At 61.3% G+C, this 21,363-nt stretch carries 18 protein-coding genes, 3 tRNA genes and 1 pseudogene; 9 read left to right on the top strand and 13 right to left on the bottom strand.

Annotated features, from left to right (window positions below; translation table 11 throughout):
• Positions 1-150 precede the first annotated feature (150 nt).
• From QMK33_RS20475 to QMK33_RS20465, 3 genes are all read left to right on the top strand, one after another.
• Positions 151-1,452, top strand: coding sequence for a Pycsar system effector family protein (locus QMK33_RS20475; protein ID WP_283566486.1), 1,302 nt, complete (start codon positions 151-153; stop codon positions 1,450-1,452).
• Positions 1,453-1,486: 34 nt separating this feature from the next.
• A tRNA-Arg gene (locus QMK33_RS20470) sits at positions 1,487-1,558 on the top strand.
• A gap of 189 nt (positions 1,559-1,747) precedes the next feature.
• On the top strand, positions 1,748-3,199 hold the full coding sequence (locus QMK33_RS20465; protein WP_283566485.1) for a hydrolase: 1,452 nt from the start codon (positions 1,748-1,750) through the stop codon (positions 3,197-3,199).
• Positions 3,200-3,287: 88 nt separating this feature from the next.
• On the opposite strand, the gene QMK33_RS20460 is transcribed toward QMK33_RS20465, so the two are convergent.
• The 6 genes from QMK33_RS20460 to QMK33_RS20435 all read right to left on the bottom strand — a co-directional run bounded on the left by QMK33_RS20460 (position 3,288) and on the right by QMK33_RS20435 (position 11,946).
• Positions 3,288-5,882: a DUF5686 and carboxypeptidase-like regulatory domain-containing protein gene (locus QMK33_RS20460; protein ID WP_283566484.1), complete on the bottom strand. Its 2,595-nt coding sequence runs from the start codon at positions 5,880-5,882 to the stop codon at positions 3,288-3,290.
• A gap of 104 nt (positions 5,883-5,986) precedes the next feature.
• Entirely contained in the window at positions 5,987-7,177 is a 1,191-nt protein-coding gene (locus QMK33_RS20455; RefSeq protein ID WP_283566483.1) for a hypothetical protein, read from the bottom strand.
• A 29-nt stretch (positions 7,178-7,206) separates the two neighbouring features.
• On the bottom strand, positions 7,207-8,541 hold the full coding sequence (locus QMK33_RS20450; protein ID WP_283566482.1) for a family 1 glycosylhydrolase: 1,335 nt from the start codon (positions 8,539-8,541) through the stop codon (positions 7,207-7,209).
• Positions 8,542-8,610: 69 nt separating this feature from the next.
• Positions 8,611-10,287 (bottom strand): GMC family oxidoreductase, encoded by a 1,677-nt coding sequence (locus QMK33_RS20445; RefSeq protein WP_283566481.1) that lies wholly within the window; start codon positions 10,285-10,287, stop codon positions 8,611-8,613.
• 95 nt (positions 10,288-10,382) lie between these two features.
• A complete protein-coding gene (locus tag QMK33_RS20440; RefSeq protein ID WP_283566480.1) occupies positions 10,383-10,961 on the bottom strand; it encodes a gluconate 2-dehydrogenase subunit 3 family protein in 579 nt (192 codons plus the stop codon).
• An 82-nt stretch (positions 10,962-11,043) separates the two neighbouring features.
• Positions 11,044-11,946 (bottom strand): SDR family oxidoreductase, encoded by a 903-nt coding sequence (locus QMK33_RS20435; RefSeq protein WP_283566479.1) that lies wholly within the window; start codon positions 11,944-11,946, stop codon positions 11,044-11,046.
• 262 nt (positions 11,947-12,208) lie between these two features.
• Between QMK33_RS20435 and QMK33_RS20430 the strand changes: the two genes are divergently transcribed.
• Positions 12,209-13,702, top strand: a complete 1,494-nt coding sequence (locus QMK33_RS20430; protein ID WP_283566478.1) for an alpha/beta hydrolase family protein — start codon at positions 12,209-12,211, stop codon at positions 13,700-13,702.
• Positions 13,703-13,717: 15 nt separating this feature from the next.
• Here the strand turns inward: QMK33_RS20430 and QMK33_RS20425 are convergent, their stop codons facing one another.
• From QMK33_RS20425 to QMK33_RS20400, 6 genes are all read right to left on the bottom strand, one after another.
• Positions 13,718-14,803, bottom strand: coding sequence for a PA14 domain-containing protein (locus tag QMK33_RS20425; protein WP_283566477.1), 1,086 nt, complete (start codon positions 14,801-14,803; stop codon positions 13,718-13,720).
• Positions 14,804-14,851: 48 nt separating this feature from the next.
• Positions 14,852-15,568, bottom strand: coding sequence for an SDR family oxidoreductase (locus tag QMK33_RS20420; RefSeq protein ID WP_283566476.1), 717 nt, complete (start codon positions 15,566-15,568; stop codon positions 14,852-14,854).
• A gap of 52 nt (positions 15,569-15,620) precedes the next feature.
• On the bottom strand, positions 15,621-16,073 hold the full coding sequence (locus tag QMK33_RS20415; protein ID WP_283566475.1) for a putative signal transducing protein: 453 nt from the start codon (positions 16,071-16,073) through the stop codon (positions 15,621-15,623).
• Positions 16,074-16,153: 80 nt separating this feature from the next.
• Complete coding sequence (locus QMK33_RS20410) at positions 16,154-16,687, bottom strand: hypothetical protein (protein ID WP_283566474.1); 534 nt, start codon at positions 16,685-16,687, stop codon at positions 16,154-16,156.
• A gap of 27 nt (positions 16,688-16,714) precedes the next feature.
• Entirely contained in the window at positions 16,715-17,251 is a 537-nt protein-coding gene (locus tag QMK33_RS20405) for an energy transducer TonB (protein WP_283566473.1), read from the bottom strand.
• Between the two features lie 187 nt (positions 17,252-17,438).
• On the bottom strand, positions 17,439-18,002 hold the full coding sequence (locus tag QMK33_RS20400; RefSeq protein ID WP_283566472.1) for a fasciclin domain-containing protein: 564 nt from the start codon (positions 18,000-18,002) through the stop codon (positions 17,439-17,441).
• 254 nt (positions 18,003-18,256) lie between these two features.
• On the opposite strand from QMK33_RS20400, the gene QMK33_RS20395 reads away from it, so the two are divergent.
• A tRNA-Gly gene (locus QMK33_RS20395) sits at positions 18,257-18,332 on the top strand.
• Between the two features lie 119 nt (positions 18,333-18,451).
• On the top strand, positions 18,452-18,736 hold the full coding sequence (locus QMK33_RS20390) for a hypothetical protein (RefSeq protein WP_283566471.1): 285 nt from the start codon (positions 18,452-18,454) through the stop codon (positions 18,734-18,736).
• Between the two features lie 15 nt (positions 18,737-18,751).
• On the opposite strand, the pseudogene QMK33_RS20385 reads toward QMK33_RS20390, so the two are convergent.
• A pseudogene (locus QMK33_RS20385) lies at positions 18,752-19,473 on the bottom strand (IS5 family transposase); the annotation flags it as partial.
• Positions 19,474-19,588: 115 nt separating this feature from the next.
• Here QMK33_RS20385 and QMK33_RS23675 point away from each other — a divergent pair.
• The 3 genes from QMK33_RS23675 (at position 19,589) to QMK33_RS20375 (ending at position 21,214) form a co-directional block, all read left to right on the top strand.
• On the top strand, positions 19,589-19,717 hold the full coding sequence (locus QMK33_RS23675; RefSeq protein WP_502867081.1) for an HNH endonuclease: 129 nt from the start codon (positions 19,589-19,591) through the stop codon (positions 19,715-19,717).
• Positions 19,718-19,800: transfer RNA gene (locus tag QMK33_RS20380), tRNA-Leu, on the top strand. It abuts the gene before it with no gap.
• 202 nt (positions 19,801-20,002) lie between these two features.
• Positions 20,003-21,214 (top strand): site-specific integrase, encoded by a 1,212-nt coding sequence (locus QMK33_RS20375; protein WP_283566470.1) that lies wholly within the window; start codon positions 20,003-20,005, stop codon positions 21,212-21,214.
• Positions 21,215-21,363 lie beyond the last annotated feature (149 nt).

The raw sequence follows: 21,363 nt of genomic DNA, 5'->3' as shown, positions 1-21,363 counted from the left end.
AGCCCGGCCAGTACAGCCGCCGCCGGCCGCTGCCTACGCAAAGGCCAAGCCCGTGGTTGAGCTTATCTTAACCCCTCCCGGGCTCTTCGCGTAGCAGGTGGCGGCGGTAGGCTAAAATCGGGCCCGTTTCTTGCCGTTTCTTGCATCCTTATGGCTACCTCTACCTCTACTATGCCTGCCGAAGCCCTTGCTGCCGCGCCCGAACTGCCGGCCGCCGCCAAGCCGCCCAAGCCCCCCAAATCGGAGGTGTCGGTGCTGGTGCAGCAGGCCGAGGCCTTCGTTGAGCCCCTGCTCACGGCCCTCGACCCGCGCCTCACCTACCACACCCTGGCCCACACCGCCTACGTAGCCAAGCAGGCCCACGCCCTGGCCGACGCCGCCCAGCTGCCCGCCCCCGATGCCGAGGCCCTGCTCATCGCCGCCTGGTTTCACGACCTGGGCTACCTCGATGCCTACGATGGCCACGAGTACAAGAGCATGGCCCGCGCCGAAGCGTGGCTAAAAGATAAGGGCTACGCCCCGGCACGTATTGAGCTGATTAAGAACATGATACGGGCCACGCATCGCAACGAGCCTGCCAGCACGGAGTTGGAAAAAATGCTCTCCGATGCCGACATGAGCAACCTGGCTGCCGATGATTACCGCTCGCGTGCCGAGCTCATCCGCACCGAGTGGGAGTTGGCCCTGGATAAGTCCTACACCACCCCCGACTGGGCCGAGCTGCAGCTCAACTTCATGCTGGCCCACAAGTACCAGTCGGCCGCTGGCAAGGAGCGCTACAAAAAAGCCCTCAAGGCCAATATCGAAGACCAGCGCCACTACCTCAAAAAAGCCGCCAAAAAGGCCAAGAAGAAAGCCAAGCAGGAAACCGGCACCCTGGCCGAGCCCAAGCGCGGCATCGAAACGATGTTTCGCACCATGTATTCCAACCACATGAAGCTCTCGGACATGGCCGATAAAAAGGCGGGCATGATGATTCAGCTCAATGCCGTAATCCTTTCTATTATAATTACTTACCTGGGCGCTAAGTCGTCGATACTAGCGCCTACGGGCAGCGCCAGCTTCACCCGCAACCCTATTCTGGCCGTGCCCATGGCCGTGCTGCTCATCACGGCGCTGGGCTCGGTTACCACCGCCATCCTCTCGGCCCAGCCCGACGTTACGAGCTTCAAGTGGCTGAAGAAAAACCCCGAGATTGCCAGCAACCGGCGCGTTAACCTGCTGTTTTTCGGGCAGTTTACCAAGCTCAGCCTCCAGCACTTCCAGGAAGGTATGCGTGACCTCATGCGCCAGAAAGATGCCCTCTACAACAACATGGTGACCGATGTGTACTACCTCGGTGAGGTGCTCGACCGCAAGTACAAGCTGCTGCGCGTGAGCTATTCCATCTTTATGGTGGGGCTCATTCTCACGGCACTCTCATTTGGCATTGTGTTGGCGTATAAGATGTAGCCCGGCCTGCGCCAGTAGCGTACCTTTGGGGCTTGGCTGCGTAGTTCAAGGGATAGAATAGGCGTTTCCTAAACGCTTGATAGCAGTTCGAATCTGCTCGTGGCTACATATATAACGTATAAAATACTTCTTGCTGCTTTGGGAGTAAGAGGTATTTTTTTATCGCTATTATTAGCTTGGTTAACAATTGATTAATTCGGCTGGTTTCATCGATTCTTCATCAGTCAAAAGGAAAAAGGCACAGTAGCTTTGCCCCGGCACACTTGCCGAATATCCTACTTCTTAGTCCTTTTCCATGAATCAGATTCTCCGTTACCTGGCCGCGCCGCTGCTGGGGGCTGCTCTGCTGGCCGCCTGCGCCCGCCAGGAGCCATCGCCCAGCCCCACGGCCGCTACCACCGTCGCCACCCAGGATGCCTCAGCCCCCAACTTCCCTGAGGGCTTCGAAACCGCTACCAAAGCCTCCTACACCACGGGCACCGTCACGCTGGGCTCGGGGGCCTGGACGCTCACCGATGCCCTGCTTGGCAACACCGCGGCCGACGCCCACACGGGTAGCCAGTCGGCCCGCGTGCGCAACAGCGGCCTACTCAGCATGAACTTCGACCTGGGCGGCGGCGCGGGCGTGGTGACCGTAGCGCACGCCCGCTACGGCACCGACGCCACTAGCACCTGGGAATTGTGGGCTTCTGGCAACGGCGGCTCATCCTACGCCAAGGTGGGCAGCACCGTCGTCAGCAGCAGTGCCACGCTTGGCACGGCTTCCTTCAGTGTGAACGTGGCTGGCCCGGTGCGCCTGCAAGTGCGCAAAACCGACGGCAGCACCAACCGCCTCAGCATCGACAACATTACCGTGGCGAGCTACGGCACTACGGGCGGCGGCACCACCCCGCCCCCCAGCGCCAGCGGCAAGAAATTTTTGTTTGATGCCAGCCACGCCGAAACGGCCGGCAATGCCGACTGGGTGCTCGACGTAGATGGCGGCGCGGTGCCGCGCTTCCCCACGCCGGCCGCCTCGGGCATCACGGCCAGCACCCCCGAAACGTACTGGACGGCCGGCCTCTCCTCGTGGGGCGTGGCCCTGGTGAAGCTGGGCAACTCGGTGGAGAACCTGCCCACGGGCACGGCCATCACCTACGGCAACGCCGCCAACCCCCAAGACCTGGCCAACTACAGCGTGTTTGTGGTCGATGAGCCCAACACCCTGTTCTCGGCAGCCGAGAAAACGGCCATCCTCACGTTCGTGAAAAACGGCGGCGGCCTGTTTATGATTTCCGACCACGATGTGTCGGACCGCAACAACGACGGCCAGGACTCGCCGGCCATCTGGAACGACCTGATGACCAACAACTCGGTGCAGGCCAACCCGTTCGGCTACAGCATTGCGCTCACCAACATCTCCGAAACCAGCAGCAACGTGCTGGCCAGCAGCACCAACGTTATTCTGCACGGCGCGCGGGGCAACGTGTCGCAGCTCAAGTTCTCGAACGGGGCCACCATCACCAAAACCAGCGGCTCGCAGGCGGTACCGCTCGTGTGGCAGGGTAGCTCGGCGCAGGGCAACAGCAACATCATGTGCGCCAGCAGCACCTTCGGCACGGGCCGCGTCTTCGTCATTACCGACTCGTCGCCGGCCGATGATGGCACCGGCAGCCCCGGCAACACCGTGTACCCCGGCTGGACCGAAATCGCCAGCCACGCCCCCCTGCACTTAAACGCCTCGCTCTGGCTAGCCAAGCAGCAGTGAGTAAGCTGTAAACGAGTAAACGAGTAAATGAGTAAGGGATACCTATCTAACTGTTTGCTAGATAGGTATCCCTTACTCATTTACTCGTTTACAGCCGGAACTGCGCGCCGACCTTGATGCCGAAGTTGGGGGGCGTGGGGCCGTTGCGGATGGTGGGGGTCGCGTTGCGGTAGGTGACCCGGTGAATAAAATCGACCCGAATAAACTTGAAGATGTTCTCGATGCCGTAGCCGGCTTCGATATAGGGGGCCTTGTCGAGCGAGGGCAGCAGAATCTGGTTGCCTCGCCCGTCAACGGGTGAGTATTGGTTGCCGTCGGTGAGGCCGCCGTAGAGCACGTTGGCCGTGGCCACCAGTCGCCAGTTCAGGGCCCGCACCACCGGAATAGAGTTCATGATGATGCCCTCGAAGTGATGGTCGAGGCGCAACGAAACCGAGCGGTCGGTTACGAACTCAAAGTAGTTGAGCAGGTTAAATGAATTGAGGTTATAGAAAGGCGTTTGGTTACCCAGGGGCGTCTTCAAAATCAGGTACACCACCTTCGAGGGGATGTAGCTGCCCTCCACGCGGTAGTTGAGCCGCCCAAAGTGGCCCGCCGACACGCTGTGCGTTACCAGCAGGTTGTACTTATTGTAGGTGTTGGTACCCCGAACCCAGCTGAGCGTACCAAACGTGTAGCGAAACGAGAATACCGGCCAGCGCTTGAGGCCAATGGCGCGGCGGCGGTTTTCGGCCTGCACCAGGTTCTCATCGGGCGCGTAGCGCGATTCCAGCACCAGCTCCGTTTGGCGCAGGCGGTCGGGCGTAATCTCGCCGGGGTTGGGCACGCCCGGCCGGGGCTCCGTCTGCACCCGAAACTGCGGCACGCTGTTTTGGTAGCGAATGGTGGCCGTTTGGGTAAAGCCGTGAAACAAGTCGCGCTGCACGCTCACCAGCGACAGGTCGCGCATGATGGGCAGGCCCTCCTTAAAGCGCCCCCAGCGCGAGGCCGCCGCAAACAGGTTGTTGTCGCTCAGGAAGTCGTTGTCGAGCAGTGCATACTGCTCAACATCATGCCGGTACTCGGCGCTGAACACCGTCCAGTGCCGGCGCTCGGCAATGTAAATGCCGCGCAGGCCGTACTTAAAGCGCTTGTCCTTGGTGCCGTAGGCCACGTAGGGCTGCAACACCCAGTCGTGGCTGAAAAAAGGCGTAGTGCGAAAGCCCAATCGCAGGCGGCTACCCTCGAAGTTGTTGAAGGAGAAGGTATTAAGAATAGGGCCAATCTCAATCTTGCTGTTGTCGCCTATACGCTTGTAGCCGTTGATGAACAGGTCAATCCAGTCGAGGGTGCTGCGCACCGAGGGCAGGTCGCGGGCCGAGTCGAGCACGGCAAACGTCTGGCGCTCGCTCAGGCTCAGGGTATCGGGGCGGTTCTGGTCGAAGTAGCCCAGGCCGCGGCTACCGGCTTGCGGTAGCGCGCCGCCCAGCAGGCCGGGGGCCGCGTTGTCGGGGCCGGGGTCCATCACGGTCGATACAATGGGCAGGTCGTAGAAGCTGCCCTCGTGCGTCTCGTTGCGCACAAACCCCGAGTTGACGGTGGTGAAGCGCACGCGCATGGCCGCCTGCTTGTCGCCGGGGCTCACGGCCAGCACCAGCCTGGTGCGCATGGGCAGGCCCGGACCGGCCGAGGGCGGGGTCAACTCCTGAAAAATACGCAAGTCGCTCACAAAGTTGAGGTTAGCCTTTTCGCTGGCTATCACATCAATGCGCCGTAGCGCGTACTTTTCCTTGGTAATCCAGATGGTGCCCGTGAAGGCCAGGTCGTGCGAGCGTTTGGGGGCCACGGCTAGCTTGTAGCACACCTCGTTGTCTACCAGCACCGAGTCTTGCAGCACGTAGTCGTAGGTGATGCGCCCACCCGACGAAATAGGCGAGATAAAGTCCTTACCCAGAATGTTTTGCCAATTCGGGTAGAAGTCAAAGTTCTGGAAGTTGGAGCCTAGCATCTGGCTCAGTACCGAGCCCTCGCGGGGGCCGGCCCCGCGCATCTGCTTGTGCAGGATATCCTCGCGGCGGCGCAGGGGCGGGCCGTATTTCAGGTACACCTTGGAGCCCACCTCCGAGGCAAACAGTGGCAGCGGGGCATCGGGGTCGGCGGCGGCAGCCGCGCCCCGGCGCACAGCCAGCGCCCGGATGTCCTTCACCACCTTGCGGTTGGCCAGGGCCTTCGGAATGTCGGTCATGCTCACCTCGATACGGTTGTACGAGTCGAACTGCGACGAATTGAGGGCGGTGCGCTCGTTTTCGGGCTTGTGGCGCTGTACCTCGCGCAGAATGCGGAAAGCGGGGTTTTCGGGCTGCCGCGACGACACGAATACTTCAGCTAACGCCACCCCGCCGCCTTTTTTGAGGCGGAACAGCAGGGTTTGCTGGGCGGCGGCAGTAAGCTTTTTACGCTGCATCAAAAAGCCCAGCGCCGACACGGCCAGCGAATCGGGCGCGTCGGCCAGGGCCAGCTTGAAGCGGCCTTCCACGTCGGCTGTTACGCCAGTGCTGGTTTTGGGAACGAAAATGGACGCAAACGGGATGGGCTCGCCCGACGCGGCCTCGATAACCTGCCCGGTGATGACAATTCGTTGGGCCACCGCAAGCCGACCGGTCAGTAGCAGACCAAGCAGCAGTAGCGAAACGGTAAATTTCATAAAATTAGCGCGATACGAAGGTCTTGAGTAGCAGATACACGTTCGCAAGTTACGCAAGGTGAGGCAGGCAGCAACTAGTTCCGTTACGCGCCCGCGTACTTAAATTAAGCGGCCACAACACGCCTGTTTGGCCGGCGTATTTGCCGTCGTTGCAGCAAGGAATACGCCCCCAAGGTGGCCAGCAGTAGCCAGTAGGGCAGCAGTGGTCCCGAGAAGCGCACGTCCCAGTCCTCGAAGGTGAGCATGGTCGCAGCCATTTGAAGTAATAAGCAAGCAGCCAGGTAGATGCGAATGGGTAAGCTAGCCAGGCGCTGCCCCATACCCCGGCTGGCCAGCCCATAAATGAGCGGTAGCCACAGCCCCGCCCACGCCATGTGCGCCACCGAATGCCAGGGCTTGGGAAACCCCAAAAAATAAACTAATCGCAACACGGCCACCTGGCTGAAGTAGCGGAAGTTGTGCACCACAAACCACCCCAGCTGCGCCAGTGCCGACAGGGCTGGCGCGGGTAGGCGCAATGTGGCCGGCGGTGGCAGCGCCGAGGGTGGGTAATTACAAATAACCACGCCCCTAGCCATGCCATCGGTGACGGAAATAGAGCCCAGCAGCCAGTCAATGGCTAGCCAGCCCACGGGGGCCAGCAGCAGCAGCAGCAGGCCCACCCAGCGCGTGCGGCCTGGCCAGCCTGCCTGGTGCAGCCAGGCCAGGCCCGCGAGTACGGCTGCCAGCAGGGCAATAAATCCGTTGGGGCGCACCAGAGAGGTGAGGCCCAGCAGCAGCACGGCCAGCCCCAGGCTGCCCGCACCCCGCACCCGCACCAGCGCCCACAGCGCGAATAGTAGCAGGCTGGTAAACAGCGACTCGGTAAGGATGAAGGCGTTGAACGCCTGCACTTCGGGCCAGCTCACGAACAGCAGGGTGGCGAGCGCCGCCGCAGGCCAGTAGCCCCCGCACAAGCGCTTGGCAGTGGCGTAGAACGCGCACGCCGCCAGCCCCGACAATGCTACCTGCGCCAGCCCCATTGCCAGCATCCCAAGCCCGAGCTTTAGAAACACGCTCAGAAAGGTGGAATAGCCCACGTAGCGCAAATGGCGCCCGCTGGCAAACGTGTTGGTTTCGGCCAGGTGCCGGGCGTAGTCCAGGTAGCCCGCCCCGTCGCCGAAGAGGCGCGGGCCCTGGTAATAGTGCCAGCAGGCGGCTTGCACCACGGCCCACCACACCAGCAGCAGCCAGCCGTGGTAGCGCGCCAGCCACGGCCCATCCGCGCGCGGCACCGGCAAATTGAGTAACGCCATGGCCGCAAAAATACGGGGCGGCCCGGCGCTTACACTTCTACCTTGAGCGTGGCCGGCCGGGTGGTTACCTCAAACAGCTCGCCGTGGGGCACAATGGTAATCTGGCCATATTCCTGCAACAGCATTTTATAGGCCTCGGCCACCGCGCGGGGTTTGCGGTCGAGGTCGAAGAGACCGCAGGCGTTCACGGTACCCTTTTTCTCGGCCAGGCCGGTTTCCCAGTCAATCTGGTCGATGAGCGAGTACCACGTGAAGCCCAATACCGGTACGCCTTCCTTGCGCAGGCGCAAGATGTGCACCCACTGCTTCCACAACCAAGAAGGGGCCTCGCTGGCCTCAAACACGTTGGTTTCGGTGTGCATCACCGGCTTTTTGTAACGCTGGTAATAATCGTGGGTAATGGTGGCCCAGCCAAGCACGTCGATACTGGTTTGGATATCCCCATTCGGCAGCACTATTTTCTCGTTGCGGCCGTAATAGTCGTTGCCCATTACCTGGTATCCGGGAGGCTCGCCGGCCATAAACCAATCGTACTCCTTGCGGGTCATCCCATTGTCGTACAAGTAGTTAACTACTTCGCCCTCGGGATGATGCGCGTACAGCAAATCGAGCGATGTGAAGCGCAGCAGGTTTTCGAGCTGCACGGCGGGCGTGCGCTCGGCGCGCAGCTCGTGCGTAAACTCGGCCGACTCGCTCTGCACAATAATGCAGTCGGGGCGGTGCTTGGCAATTTTCTGGGTGCCCATAATGCTGGCCGCCACCGTGTGCTTGAGCGCCGTTACGAAGCCCTTATCCGACTTCAGCTGCTCGTTCCAGAGGCCGTCTTTGGCGCTCATTTTGGCCGTTACGTAAATCTCGTTTACCGGCGTGTAGTAGCGCACCCAGGGGTAGCGCTTGGCCACTTCCTCGCAGTACTCGGCAAAAAATACCGGCAGCTCCGGGTTCTGAAAATTGCCTACCCAGTCGGGCACGCCAAAGTGCATCAAGTCCAGAATGGGCGTGATGCCCAGGCGCTGCATCTCGGCCATGGCCAGGTCGGCAAATTCCCAGTCGTACTTGCCGGGCGCTTTTTGAATGCTGTAGTACGGCAGGCCGTAGCGCAACACCTTGAGGCCCATGTCTTTCACCAGGCCCAGGTCTTCCTTGTAGCGGTTGTAGTGGTCGCACTCGGCCAGCATATCGCGGCGGGTTTTACCCTGGTCGATGGTAGGGTAGCTGCACTCGATGCCGGTGGCAAACATGAAGTTGTTGGGCAAGCCCGTGGGCAGGCCGTTGCCGTTGTGCCCGCGCGCGCCCCCAAACTGGTCGCCCTCGTAGTTGCCGCTACCGAAGTTCTTCTTAATTTCGGTGAGAAAGGATTTCATGGTAGTGTGCGGTAAGCTTCAGCTTGTCGTAAAAAATTAATAATCAGCAATATAACGGCAAGCCAAAGCTTACTGCACGCTCTCTAAAAACTTGTCGGCCGTGCGCAGGCTCAAGGCCATGATGGTCAGCGCCGGGTTAACGCTCAATGCGCTCGGAAACACCGAGTTATCGCAGATGTAGAGATTGGGTACATCAAAGGCCCGGCCATCGCGGTTCACCACGGCATCGTCGCCGCTCAGGCCCATGCGGGCCGTGCCAATTACGTGGGCATAGCGCTGAAACGACCAGATATCGGTGGCCCCGGCGGCGGCCCAAATGTCGCGCATCATCTTCTCGGCGTGCGCGTTCATGCGGTGCTCGTTTTCCTGGGCCGTGAAGTGCAGGCGTGGCTTTTGCAGCTGCTTGCCATCGAGCTCCTCGCTGAGCTCCAGGTAGTTGCTGGCGTGGGGCAGGCAATCACCGAGGATATTGATGCCCGCAATGTGGTTGAACTGCCGCATATAGTCGCGCAGGGGCTGGCCCCACATCTTGCGGCCCCGCGCCACCTGGCCCGAAAACGTAACTGGCATCACGCCAATGCTTTGCAGCAGGTAGCCACCCGCAAAGTCGGCATCTTTGGGCCGGTGCGTGTCCTGCGAGATGAGGCCGCCGGGAATGCCCTTATTGGGCCGTACTTCCTCGGGGAAGGTGCCCCACACTTGCAGGCCGGGGTGCGCCATGAGGTTGCGGCCCACCTGCCCGCTGCTCAGCGCCAACTCATTGAGCAGCAGAATGCGCGGCGTCTCGACCGAGCCGCCGCACAAAAACAGGTTCTTGCAGGCCAAGCGGTGCGTCTGGCCATTCTGGGTGTACACTACCGCCGATATGTGGCCGCGCTCGTTGCGCTCAATCTCGGTTACGTAGCTGTTGGGCCGGATGTCGGCCCCATGCTTCACGGCCAGCGGAATAAACGTGACGTCCATGCTTGACTTGGCCCCGTTGGAGCAGCCGGCCTGGCAAAAGCCACGGTTAGTACAGGCCTCGCGCCAGCCCACACCCTCCTGGAAGTAGCGCGCCGACAGCGCCGCATTGGGCGCCGGTGAGGTGCGAATACCCACCTTCTCGGCGCCGCGCACCATCAGCTGGGCGGCGCTGTTGAGGGGCAGCGGGGCCATGGGGTAGCCCGTGGCGCGCGCCGGCCCCCAGGGGTAGGGCGTGGGGCCCGATACGCCGATAAAGCGCTCTATCTCTGAGTAGTACGGGGCCAGGTCGTCGTAGGTCAGCGGCCAGTCTTCACCCACCCCAAAGTCGGATTTGATGTGCAGGTCGTCGGGCAGTGGGCGGGGCGTGTAGGCGGTGTAGTGCAGCGTCGAGCCGCCTACGCCGGTGCCCGAGTTGTTTTTGCCCATGGCCAGCGGGTCGCCGCCGGCCGCCAGCCGCTCGTCATTCCAAAACAGAAAGTCCTGGGCACGCTCGTCGGTGGCAAAGTCTTTTTCGGGGTTGTGCCAGGGGCCGGCCTCCAGGGCCACCACCTTCAGGCCGGCCTGCGCCAAGCGGGCCAGCAGCGGCGCGCCCCCCGCGCCCAGGCCGATAACGATGCAGTCCACGGTTTCGGTGGGTGCGGGCGTGGGCTGGGGTCTTTCACGGGGCGTTTCGGCCGTGAGGGGAATATCGTTTTCGGCAAGTAGCTCGCGCAACAGCGGGTCCTGAATGGCGGGCTCGGTGGGTGTCAGCAAGCCTTCCTCGGCAATTTCTTCGTCGGGCATAAACGTAGGGTAGGGTAAGCTTTAGCTTGCCGTATTAAATTTCAAAATCAAACAAAAGCAGTTGATTGCCAGGCACTAACCCGGCAAGCTAAAGCTTATTCTACCGGGCTTTCGCGCGGCTCTTTTTCATTGAGGCCTATTTTGGTCCAGGCGGGTAGGTCGGCGTAGCCAGTGTAGCCAATCTCGTCCTGAGCCCAGGGGTGGGCGTAGTAGATTTCGGTGATTTCGGCCAGCATTTCCTCAAAAAACCGGTCGGCCGGCAGCTCCTGCCACACCGCGCCGGGCGGGGTGCCGCTGGCCAAGGCCTTGATAACGTCGTCCTGCTGGCCTGTCTCAAGCTGCTCAAAATCAGCCTGAAACAACGCCTGGGCTATTTCCTGAATGCCACCCAGGCCCAGGCGGTAGGCCTCGCGGTCGGGGGGCAGGGCGTCGTAGCGCCAGCCATCGGCCCGGCCTTCGGCCAGGCGCTGGTCTACGGATGGGGCCAGCGGAATGGGCACCGGGCGCTCGGGCTGTGGAAACAGCCGGGCGGCCACGGCTTCGAGCAGCCGAAAGGTTTCGGGGGCCAGAAACTGGGGCGTATAAGCCGCGCCGGTTTCGGCCAGGCGTTGGGTGAGGGCGGCGCGGGTGGCGGCCGATACGTGCGCCGAGGGCAGCAGGTCCTGAGAAGTCATACGGGAATATAAATGGGCGTGCCACCAGCAAGCCGGGGCCTGCTGGCGGGGCTAATTCTCAACGGGTAAAGGGCCTAGATGTTTACTCGTCGCTGCTGAGCTTGCCGCCGGTTACGTGCAGCAGCGAGCCGGTCATAAACGAGCCGTCCTGCGAGGCCAGCAGCACGTAGGCGGGGGCAATTTCCTCGGGCTGGCCGGGGCGCTTGAGCGCCACCTCGTGGCCAAACTTAACGATTTCATCCATCGGCATGGTGCCGGGGATGTTGGGCGTCCAGACGGGGCCGGGCACCACGCAGTTCACCCGGATGTTGCGCTCGCCCAGGTATAGGGCCAGCGACTTGGTAAGGGCGTGAATACCAGCCTTGGTGCAGGCATAATCCACGAGCAGCGGAATGCCCACAATGCCCACGATGCTACCCGTATTAATGATGCAGTCGCCGCTTTGCAAGTGCGGAATGGCAGCCTGCGCCATCCACATATACCCCAAAATATTGGTGTCGAACGTGCGCCGAATCTGGGCCTCCGGGATGTCCTCAAACTTCTCCTGCGCCATCTGGAAGGCGGCGTTATTAACCAATATGTTCAGGCCGCCCAGCTCCTGGCGCACCAGCCGCACGGCCTGAAACGCCTGCTCGCGGTCGCGCACATCGAGTTGCAATACTTGGCACTTGCGGTCTTCCAGCTCCACGAGGCGCTTGGTTTCTTGCGCATCTTCGTGGTTTTCATTGAATAAGATAGCCACGTCGGCCCCTTCCTTGGCAAAGGCAATGGCCACGGCCCGCCCAATACCCGAGTCGGCCCCGGTGATGAGGGCCACCTTGCCTTCGAGCTTGCCGGCAGCGCGGTAGGCGGCCAGGCTGCTTTGGGGCTGAAACTTCATGTCGGCCTGCTTGGCGGGGTAGGGCAGCTTTTGGGCGTGCTCCTTCATGTCTTTGGCGGTGGGGCGCTTGGGGGCAGCCGGGGCGGCGGGCTTCTTGGTTGGCATAGCGGAGTAACTAAGAACTAGGAAAAGGTCTCTTATGATTACGTAAAAACCAGCCCCGGCGGCTAGTCGCATTACTAGCAGTAGTTTATTAGCTAAGCAATGGAAGGTAAATAAGTTATTGACTGCTAATAAAATAAATCACACTATTAACTGTGGGAAGCGCTCGCCCGGCGCGTTGGGCAAGCCGCTGAGTACGCGGTGGCCGGTATTTTGCGCAGTGTTGCGTAAGCCACATTTTAGGGTCTTCGCAGAATTACGTTTTATGCAGAAATTATTACTTTTCCTGATAATACTTATTACCCCTAACCTAGCTGCGTTAGGGGCTGGCCGGGCCTTGGTGGCCAGCGACCCGCCCCGGCTCAGTGGCCAGTGGCAGGGGCCGCTGAAGGTGCCCGGCGGCATGCTCACACTGCTTGTTACGATTGTGCCGCTCAGCGACGGCACCTACTACGCCGCCCTGGATGTGCCCCAGCAGCACATCAACCGCATGCCCGTGGAGGTGGAGGTAAAAGACGATAACCTGGTGCTGCGCATTGAGCAGGCCGGTAGCCACTTCGAGGGCAAGGTGCTGGCGGGCGGCAACCAGCTGGTGGGCACCTGGCAGCAGGTGGGCCTCACGGCCCCGCTCACGCTGGCGCGCCGCGTGGCTCCGGCCGCCGCCCAGGCCACCCAAAAGCTGCGCCTCACGCCGCCCTACCGCGAGTCGGCCGTCACGTTTTTCAACCCCACGGCCAAGGTGAAGCTCAGCGGCACGCTTACCATCCCCAGCGGCGAAGGCCCGTTTGCGGCCGTGGCCCTGCTCTCCGACGCGGGCCCGCAGGACCGCGAATCGGAGGTGCAGGGCTACCACCTGTTTGGGCTGCTGGCCGACTACCTCACCCGGCACGGCGTGGCCGTGCTGCGCTTCGACGACCGTGGGGTGGGCAAATCGGGCGGCGACTACACCCGCGCCACCACCGCCAGCTTCGTAACCGATGGCCAGGCGGCGCTGGCTTTTTTGCGCAGCCAGCCGCTCATTGCGCCCCAGCAGGTGGGCCTGCTGGGCCACGGCGAAGGAGCCAACGTGGCCCTGCTGGCCGCTACCGAGCCCAATGCACCCGCCTTTGTCATATCGCTGGCCGGCTATGGCCAATCGGGCCGCGAGGTACTACGCCGCCAGCAGCTGGAGATAATGCGCCTCATCGGGGCCGATGGCAGCCAGATAAGAGCCGCCCAGGGCCTCTACGACCAGCTGGTGGAGGCCGTGCGCCAAACGCCCAACGTGGCTGCTTCGCGCGCCAAAATCGTGACGCTGCTACGCAGCAGCAACACGGCCCTCGACGAGCCCATGGCCCGCGCCCGCGCCGTGCAGCTCACCTCGCCCTGGGCGCGCTACTACCTCGATTTTGACCCCGCGCTGCGCCTGCCCCAAGTGCAGTGCCCCGTGCTGCTGCTCAACGGCACGGCCGACCTGCAAGTGGCGGCCGGCCGCAACATGTCGCTGTTGCAGAAGGGGTTGCGGCAGTCGAAGCAGCCCGTGCAGGCGCACCGCCTGGCGGGCGTCAACCACTGGTTTCAGCCCGATGCCGCGCAGTGGCCCATCGTGGCCGGCGAGCGCCAAGCCACCTTCTCACCCGAAGGCCTCGACTACCTGCGCGACTGGTTGCTCGCCTACTCGCACCTGGCCAAAGTCCCCGTGCCCGTAACCGTGCGCCGCGCCGTGGCCCCCACCCGCTCGCCCCGCCGAACCAGCAAGCGCCAAGTAGTGACTAGGTAAGTAATTGTATTAAAGTTATTTATGAACAAGCGGTTGCAGCACCACGCGGCGGTTGCGGGGGCGCAGGGCCGGCTGGTTGTTGTCGGCCACGGGCTGCCGGCCACCGTAGCCCACGGCCCGCAGGCGGTCGGCGGCCACGCCGTGCGCGGCCAGGTACTGGCACACCGCCTCGGCCCGCCGCCGCGACAGCTGGTAGTTGAGAGTTGAGTCGCCCTGGTTATCGGTGTGGCCCTGCACTTCGAGGCGCAGGCTGGGGCGGCGGGCCAAGGCCGTAGCCAGGGTGTCGAGGGTAGCCTGCACGGGGGCCGGCAAGTAAGCTTTGCCCTGCTCAAAATAAAGGGCTCGTAGCGTAACTGCTTTGCCGGCTGCTAGTTGGGTAGCCACGGCGGCCAGGTTGCCCGTTTCGCGCGGCGCGGCCCGCGGAGCCGGCCGGGGGCGGGCCCGCCGCACTGGTACGGCAGCCACTCTTTGCGCCAGCGCGGTCTCCGGGGTGCGCTTGGGCGCGGGTACCACTACGTTTGGCACGGGCACCACGGTAGGCACGGGGTTGCGGCTGAATAAATAGCGCGCCGGAATAACTGCCGGGGGCACTTCGTCCTGCATTGCCCCCCATAGGTTGCGCCCCGATGCCGCCGGGGCGGGCTGGTCGGGCCGCTCCCAGGCCAGTAGCGCCCGCGTGCTCCAGGCATACTGGCAGTAGTCGATGCGCAGGGCGTAGGCCTGCCCGGCCTTTAGGTCGAGGGGCACGGTGTAGAAGCTGAGCGACTGGCCGCGCCACTCGTTCAGCAGCTGGCGCCCGTCGAGCCAGACGCGCATACCGTCGTCCACGGTGAGGTGCAGCACGTAGTGGCCGCTGACCGGCGGCACTAGCCAGCCCGTCCAGCGCACCGAAAAGTCGGCGGGCGGCAGGCCCGGCACCGGGTTTTCGTTGTGCCAGTCGAAGTCAATGGTAGCATCGCGGCGGGTGAGCACGCGCGTGCCAAAGTCGCGGCCATCATAGTATGCGCCTTGCAGGCCATCGCCCACCAGGGCCTGCGCCGGCGCGCCGCCCGGTAGGGCTGCCAGCAGCCCCGCGCAAAAAAGCCATCTCAGCCGTTTCATGCGGCAAAGATGGCTTTTGAAAGCGACAAGTTGCTGACTGGCTGTTGCCTACCAGGGCAGGTGCTCGGCGTTGTGAAAGTAGCCGCCCGTGGGGCCATCGGCGGGCAGCAGGGCCAGGCGCACGGCAGTCTGGGCACCTTCGGCCACGCTAAGGGGGGCCTCGGCGCCGCCCAGGTCCGTTTGTACCCAGCCGGGATGGGCGGCATTCACCTTAATGCTGGTGCCGGCCAGGTGCTGCGCCAGCACCACGGTCAGCATATTCAGCGCGGCTTTGGAGGAGGTGTAGCCCGGCGTGGCCCAGCTGCCACCTTGCCCCTGACTGATGGCCGTGAGCGAGCCCAAAATGCTGCTCTGGTTCACGATGCGGCCCGCCGGAGCCTGCCGCAGTAGCGGCAGCAGCGCCTGCGTAATGGCGTAGGGGCCCACGACATTGGCTTCGTAGGTTTGGCGCAGCGTGTCGGGGCTCACGTCAAAACCAGTATCGAGCTGCACCCCAGCGTTGTTCACCAGCACATCGAGCCGCCCAAAATGCTCTTCCAAAAAGGTAGGCAGCGCCGCAATGTCGGCGGCATTGGTCACGTCGAGTTCCACAGCGCGGGCGTCGAGGCCCTGGGCGCGCAGCTCGGCGGCCGGCGCATTGGCCTTGCCGTGGCGGGCGGCCAGCACCACCGCCAGGCCCTGCTGGCCCAGCTGGCGCGCTATTTCGAGGCCCAGCCCTTTATTGGCTCCCGTAATGAGCGCTACTTTCTTTACATGTTTTTCCATGCCGGTTAGAAGCCGGGTACCAGGCAAAAGGTTAGCGACCTGCCCCTGCGGGCTAAAAATTCAGCCCGCAGTGAAAGCAGTGGTAGGCGCGCCCTTGCAGCGGGTAGCGCCGCAGCCGCGACAGCAGCGCCACAAACCAGTTGACCGCGCCGGGCTGGGCCGCCGCGTCATACGTGACCTCGTGCGAGCCGCAGCGCGGGCAAGTGAGCGTATCCGGAGTGATGGCCTCGGGCTCAGCCTGGCCCCCGCGCGAGGCTTGCATCACGGCCGGCTCGCGCAGCACATCGGCCACCTGCTGCGCGTCGCGCTGGTAGATGTGCAGCCGCACGCCGCCCGCTACCGGGCTATACATGCGGTTGAGTGACACCAGGTTCTCATTGGTCAGGAAGCACGGAATGCCCGCCGCCTCCAGCTTGGTGCGGGCCAGGTGCGCCGCCAGCGGCTCGTAGTACGAGTCGAACACAATAATATTCTCCGACTTGGGAGGGGTTGATTCGGGGGGCATGGCAGCGGGCGGCGCGTGGGGTGAGTGCTCGGGCGCAGGGCCCGGCGAGCCGGCCCTATATAACAGCTATGACCCAACAATTACTTTTTGGTAGCCGTGCGCAGGTCGGCGGCTGTGCGCTTGGCGCGCAGGGCCGTGAACTCGGCCTGCCAGGCCCGGATGCGCAGTTCGTCGCGCGCGGGCAGGTCTATGCGGATGCGCGCCAACTGGGCATTGAGGCGGCGGTAAGTATCCTGGGCATAGTCCCAGTCGCGGGCCTCCCAGCCGGTTTGGCGCACGCGGGTGGCGCGCAGCAGCTCGCCGTAGGCCCCCGCAATGGTAGCCACCGTGAGGCTACCGATGCGGTCGGCGTAGCTGCCCAGCAGTTGCTGGTCCACTATTTTTTGCTTTTTGGCGTCGAGCGGCACGGCGCGGCGGGCGCGGTTGGCGGCATCGAAGGTGGCGGTTTGGTGGCCCAGCCGGCTCAGGGTGCGGCCCGAGTTGCGAGCGGCCGTATCGAGCTTAGCTATTTCCTGGCGCGCTATTTCCTGCCGCTCACGCGGCGTCGAGTCGCAGCCCGTTAGTAGCAACACGCACCCCAAGCCAGCCAGTGGACCCCACAACATAGTTTTCATAGGGCCAAAATACGGCCGCCGCCGGCCTTAGGGTTGCGAGAGCCGAAAATTGAGCGGCAACTCATACTCCACGGCTACGGCCCGGCTGCCCAGGCGTGCGGGCACCCACTGCGCGGGTACGGTGCGGGCCACGCGCAGAGCCTCCTCGTCGCAGCCGCCCCCAATACGCTGCACCAAGCGGTGGCCGCTGATATTACCTAGCGTATCTATCAGAAAAGCTACCAGCACCTTACCCTGAATATTTTGCTCCTGAGCCCTGGGCGGGTACACGAGCCGCGAGGTGTATTCGGCCAGGGCCACATCGCTGCCAATAAAAATGGGTGGCTGGTCGAGGCGCACGTAGCTCCACTTGCCGGGGCTCACCTCGGTGTGACACATCACGTCGGGCCCCGGCCGGAAATAGGCTAGTCGGCGCGTATCGTAGTTATAGCGCTGCACCACTACCTTCTCGCCCGATGGCGTGTAGCCATAGTATTCCCAGGTGCCGGTTTTCTGCCCCTTATCGAGCATACCTTTCTCAAACTTTGTTTCGCGCAGCCGCTGGGCCCAGCTAGTCTTAGGCACCGCTAGCCAGAACACTAATAACCAAAAAGTATAAAAATAAGAACGAGTAGAAAGAAACATAGAGTGGGCGGGAAAAGAGAGCAAATACGGAGTAGGGGGTCCCAATATAGTACCGCTGGGCCATAATAAAGCCGGCTACCTCCTGAGAGATGGCCGGCTTTATTACTATTCAGCATTGAGTTGCCAACTAGGGCATCAGCACCTTGTTCACTACGTGAATTACGCCGTTGCTCTGCATCACATCGGCAATCGTAACGGTGGCAATACCGCCTTTTTCGTCCTTCAGTTCAATACCTTTTGAGCCCTTCATCATGGCCGTGAGGGTTTCGCCCTGCACAGTCGTGAGGGTAGCCTTGCCGCCACCAGCCTTAATAGCTTTCATCAGGTCGGAAGCAGTCATTTTGCCCGCCACTACGTGGTAGGTCAGGATTTTGGTGAGGGTTTCCTTGTTCTCCGGCTTCACCAGGGTTTCTACCGTGCCGGCGGGCAGGGCGTTAAATGCCTCATTGGTAGGGGCAAACACGGTGAAAGGCCCGGGGCCCGACAAAGTTTCTACAAGGCCGGCTGCCTTTACGGCGGCCACCAGCGTGGTGTGGTCTTTCGAATTAACGGCGTTTTCGATGATGTTTTTCGTGGGGTACATCGGGGCACCGCCCACCATCACCGTCTTAGCCTTTTGGGCCGAAGCCGATTGAACGCCGGCCGTGCCAAGCAATGCTACAATGGCGAGGGTTGCAAACGAGAATTTCATGTGAGAGAAGAAAATAAAGAAAAAAAGGAGTGGTTTAAACCTGACCCACCTACGGCCCCACTATCATCGCTGGATTTTGCGACCCAAAAAAAACTTCACAATTACCTGATTAAAGAGGAAGTAAAAACTTTTTCCCCTTGAAAATGAAGCAACAACGTATCAATAACGGAAATAATAAGCCCTGCCACTTGCTTGTTTGGCACTTTTGTCTACCTTTGTACCACCATTCGCCGCAACAGCAGCGAAAACATCAAGCGAGAGTAGCTCAGTTGGTAGAGCGCGACCTTGCCAAGGTCGAGGTCGCGAGTTCGAACCTCGTCTCCCGCTCCAGATTTTAAACGCCACCCTCGGGTGGCGTTCTTTATTTTGCACCTATCCCAATGGCGGTCACTCGCAAGTGCCTGAGCACGGATGAATAGTTTCGGTAGGCAGTAGCTGAGAGCTTATCGGTGCAGCAGGTGCTGAGCCGCATCGGGCTGGTGCCGGCGGGCGGCAACTACAAAACGGCGCACAACCGTATCAAGCAGATAGGGCTCAACACGGGTCACTTTACGGGCCAGGGATGGAACCAGGGTGCGCGGTACAAAGCCTTTAGGCGAAAATCCACGTTGGAGGAAATATTGGTTGAGAACTCTTACTATGCATTCACCTATGGATTGCGGGGCCGACTGCTGAAAGAAGGTTGGAAAAAGTATCAGTGTGAGCATTGCGGTCTAGAGCGTGAGGACAATTAGAGTCAAGTTTATTTATCTAAGCCAATCTAACATTGCCCCAATGTGCCAGAAGGCCAGGAAAGAAACGACGGTTTTTTCGTAGCGTGTGGCTAAGCGCCGGTACTGCTTAAGGCGGCCGAAAAAGCGCTCGATTTTGTTGCGGTCCCGATAGGTTTCCGCGTCCATATCGAGGGGTTTCACCCGATTGGGGTGGCTGGGAATAACGGCTTCGATGTGGTGCTGGGCACAGTAAGCGCGGTTTTCATCGCTGTCATAGGCGGTATCGGCCACCACCTTGCCCGGTTGCAGGCCAGCCAGCAGGAGCTGGGTTTGCGGGCAGTCGCCGGCCTGTCCGCCGGTGGCAATCAGGCGCACGGCGTTGCCTAAAGCCTCGGTGCAGGCGTGAATCTTGGTGCCGATACCCCCGCGGCTGCGGCCAAGGCACTCGGTTTCGGGGTCACTTTTTTTTGGCCGGCCGAATGCTGGTGCGCCCGCACGACGGTCGAATCGAGCATGACCCATTCCAATTCCGGCGCTTGCAAGGCCAAAAAGGCGCGTTCCCACACACCTTTTTGGGCCAGCCGGCGGAAGCGGCGGCAGACCGAATTAGCCTTGCCGAAACGCTCGGGCAGGTCGGCCCAGGGGCAGCCGGTCCGCATTATCCAAATGATAGCGTTGAAAAACAGGCGGTTATCTTTGGCCGTTACGCCGCAATCGGTGGCTTTACCGGATAAGAGCGGGGATACGGCCTCCCATTGGCGGTCGGTTATTTCATGACGGCGCATATAATTTAATGCTTAACTTATTTGATATAACCTGAAGCTAGGCAAAGGTAATTGTCCTCACGCTCTAGTAGAATGATGCGGCCAGCCTATTGCGTTAGAGCTTCATCATGTCAATGGTATTAATAATGACCACCGCATTAGTAACTTGCACTTACTTTGCCCGAACTGCCATGCACAAACCGAAAACTATCGTGGCAAAAACCAGCTAAAACGTTGAGCCGGAGTGGTGGAATGGTATACACGAGTGACTTAAACTCACTTGCCTTCAGTGGCTTACGGGTTCGAGTCCCGTCTCTGGTACTTTGAGGCATTTTGCCTCACAAACCCCCTAGAAAAACCCCGTTTGCACGTAGCAAACAAGGTTTTTCTAGGGGGTTTTTCCATTTGGTGTTTACCATCTGTTTACCACGTGAATTTTTCAGCAACAGTTTGCCTGCGCACGCCAGCCCAAAAAAATGGCCTCAATACGGTGCGGCTGCAAGTTATTTTGAATCGGAAGGTGATGAACATTCCGCTCGGGTTTGCTTGGCCCGAGGTACTCTGGGAAAAAGAACTCGGCAAGTGCCTAGCTAAGCTGCCGGCAGCGCGCCGCTCTCCGGAGGCGCTGGAGCAGCTGGGCGCGCTCGGGCCGGAGGCGGGCAAGAAAGCGGCCGACCACAACCTGCTCATAGGCCAGGCCCTGGGCACGGCCAACGAAATCGCTATCCGCTACCGCCTGAGCAATCGGCACCTCACGGCCGACGAGTTTCTGCGCGAGTACAATACCGGCGCGTCAAAGGAGGACTTTTTGGTTTACATGGGCGCCCGCGCCGACGAGCGGTACCGCCGCGGGCAAATCACCCAGAACACCCACAAGAGCCACCACTCCACGCTGAACAAGCTGCGCGAGTTCATCGCCTACGGTAAGCGCCCCACCCGCAGCAACCTAGGCAAGAAGCCCGCGCCGGCCCCCGGCAGCAGCCCGGCCGATAGCGTGCTGCCTTTCTGCGACCTCACCCACAAGCTCTCACATGACTTCGACGCCTGGCTGAAAACAGCGTGCGAGAGTTGCCAGAACACGCGGTCGGGCCGGCACCGCAACGTGAAAGCCTACCTGGAGCTGGCGCGCCGTGATAAAATCACCTTCGAGGACCCCTACGAATATTTTGTGAACAGCACGGTGGCCGGCCAGTGGAAGGCTCTCACCGAAGCCGAGCTGGCCAAGTTGGAGGAGCATTACAACCGCCTGGACGTTGGGTCGACCCACCGGCACATGCTCCAGAAGTTCTTGTTTAGCTGCCATTGCGGCCTGCGTCTGGGCGACCTGAAGCAGATGGCCAGCGTGAAGGTGGTGGGCCAGCAGATGGTGCTCCAGCCGCACAAAACCTACCGCTACGATGAGAAGGACTTGCTCTTGCCTATCACGAAGCGGGCATTGCGCTATCTCACCGACAGCCAGACCGAAAACGAGTGCGAGGGCTTCCGGATTTACTCCGACCAGTACACCAACCGGCAGCTGGGCATCATCGGCACCAACCTGCGCATCGAGACGAAGCTGCACCACCACATCGGCCGGGAAACCTTCGCCACCAACTTCATCCGGCGCGGGGGCAAGGTTGAGGTGCTCCAGAAGCTACTCGGCCACAAGAAGCTCAGCATGACGATGAAGTACGTGCACGTGGACGAGGCCATGAAGCAAGCCGAAATAGACCGGCTTGATGAACTGGATAGTTAACAAAAAGGCCCTGGCATTCATAGCCTTGTCCTTACCCAAAACTCAGAAAAGCGTTGGCCTCCCGGCCAGCGCTTTTTTTGGGTGCTGGCAGTAGCTTTCGGGTATGAGTATTTCGACGCAGTTTGGCCAGGCGCACGTGTGGGCGCAGA

This window comes from Hymenobacter sp. H14-R3, from assembly GCF_030063445.1.
Lineage (GTDB): Bacteria > Bacteroidota > Bacteroidia > Cytophagales > Hymenobacteraceae > Hymenobacter.
Note: the sequence above shows the minus strand (reverse complement) of the source record. Positions and strands in the feature narration are given on the sequence as shown.

Bases quoted from the DNA above. Each gene is read 5' to 3' on its own strand.
- QMK33_RS20475 (WP_283566486.1), top strand. From the start codon at position 151: ATGGCTACCTCTACCTCTACTATGCCTGCCGAAGCCCTTGCTGCCGCG.
- QMK33_RS20430 (WP_283566478.1), top strand. From the start codon at position 12,209: ATGCAGAAATTATTACTTTTCCTGATAATACTTATTACCCCTAACCTA.
- QMK33_RS20450 (WP_283566482.1), bottom strand. From the start codon at position 8,541: ATGAAATCCTTTCTCACCGAAATTAAGAAGAACTTCGGTAGCGGCAAC.
- QMK33_RS20415 (WP_283566475.1), bottom strand. From the start codon at position 16,073: ATGCCCCCCGAATCAACCCCTCCCAAGTCGGAGAATATTATTGTGTTC.
- QMK33_RS20455 (WP_283566483.1), bottom strand. From the start codon at position 7,177: ATGGCGTTACTCAATTTGCCGGTGCCGCGCGCGGATGGGCCGTGGCTG.
- QMK33_RS20420 (WP_283566476.1), bottom strand. From the start codon at position 15,568: ATGGAAAAACATGTAAAGAAAGTAGCGCTCATTACGGGAGCCAATAAA.
- QMK33_RS20460 (WP_283566484.1), bottom strand. From the start codon at position 5,882: ATGAAATTTACCGTTTCGCTACTGCTGCTTGGTCTGCTACTGACCGGT.
- QMK33_RS20375 (WP_283566470.1), top strand. From the start codon at position 20,003: ATGAACATTCCGCTCGGGTTTGCTTGGCCCGAGGTACTCTGGGAAAAA.
- QMK33_RS20425 (WP_283566477.1), bottom strand. From the start codon at position 14,803: ATGAAACGGCTGAGATGGCTTTTTTGCGCGGGGCTGCTGGCAGCCCTA.
- QMK33_RS20465 (WP_283566485.1), top strand. From the start codon at position 1,748: ATGAATCAGATTCTCCGTTACCTGGCCGCGCCGCTGCTGGGGGCTGCT.
- QMK33_RS20440 (WP_283566480.1), bottom strand. From the start codon at position 10,961: ATGACTTCTCAGGACCTGCTGCCCTCGGCGCACGTATCGGCCGCCACC.
- QMK33_RS20435 (WP_283566479.1), bottom strand. From the start codon at position 11,946: ATGCCAACCAAGAAGCCCGCCGCCCCGGCTGCCCCCAAGCGCCCCACC.
- QMK33_RS20445 (WP_283566481.1), bottom strand. From the start codon at position 10,287: ATGCCCGACGAAGAAATTGCCGAGGAAGGCTTGCTGACACCCACCGAG.
- QMK33_RS20400 (WP_283566472.1), bottom strand. From the start codon at position 18,002: ATGAAATTCTCGTTTGCAACCCTCGCCATTGTAGCATTGCTTGGCACG.
- QMK33_RS20410 (WP_283566474.1), bottom strand. From the start codon at position 16,687: ATGAAAACTATGTTGTGGGGTCCACTGGCTGGCTTGGGGTGCGTGTTG.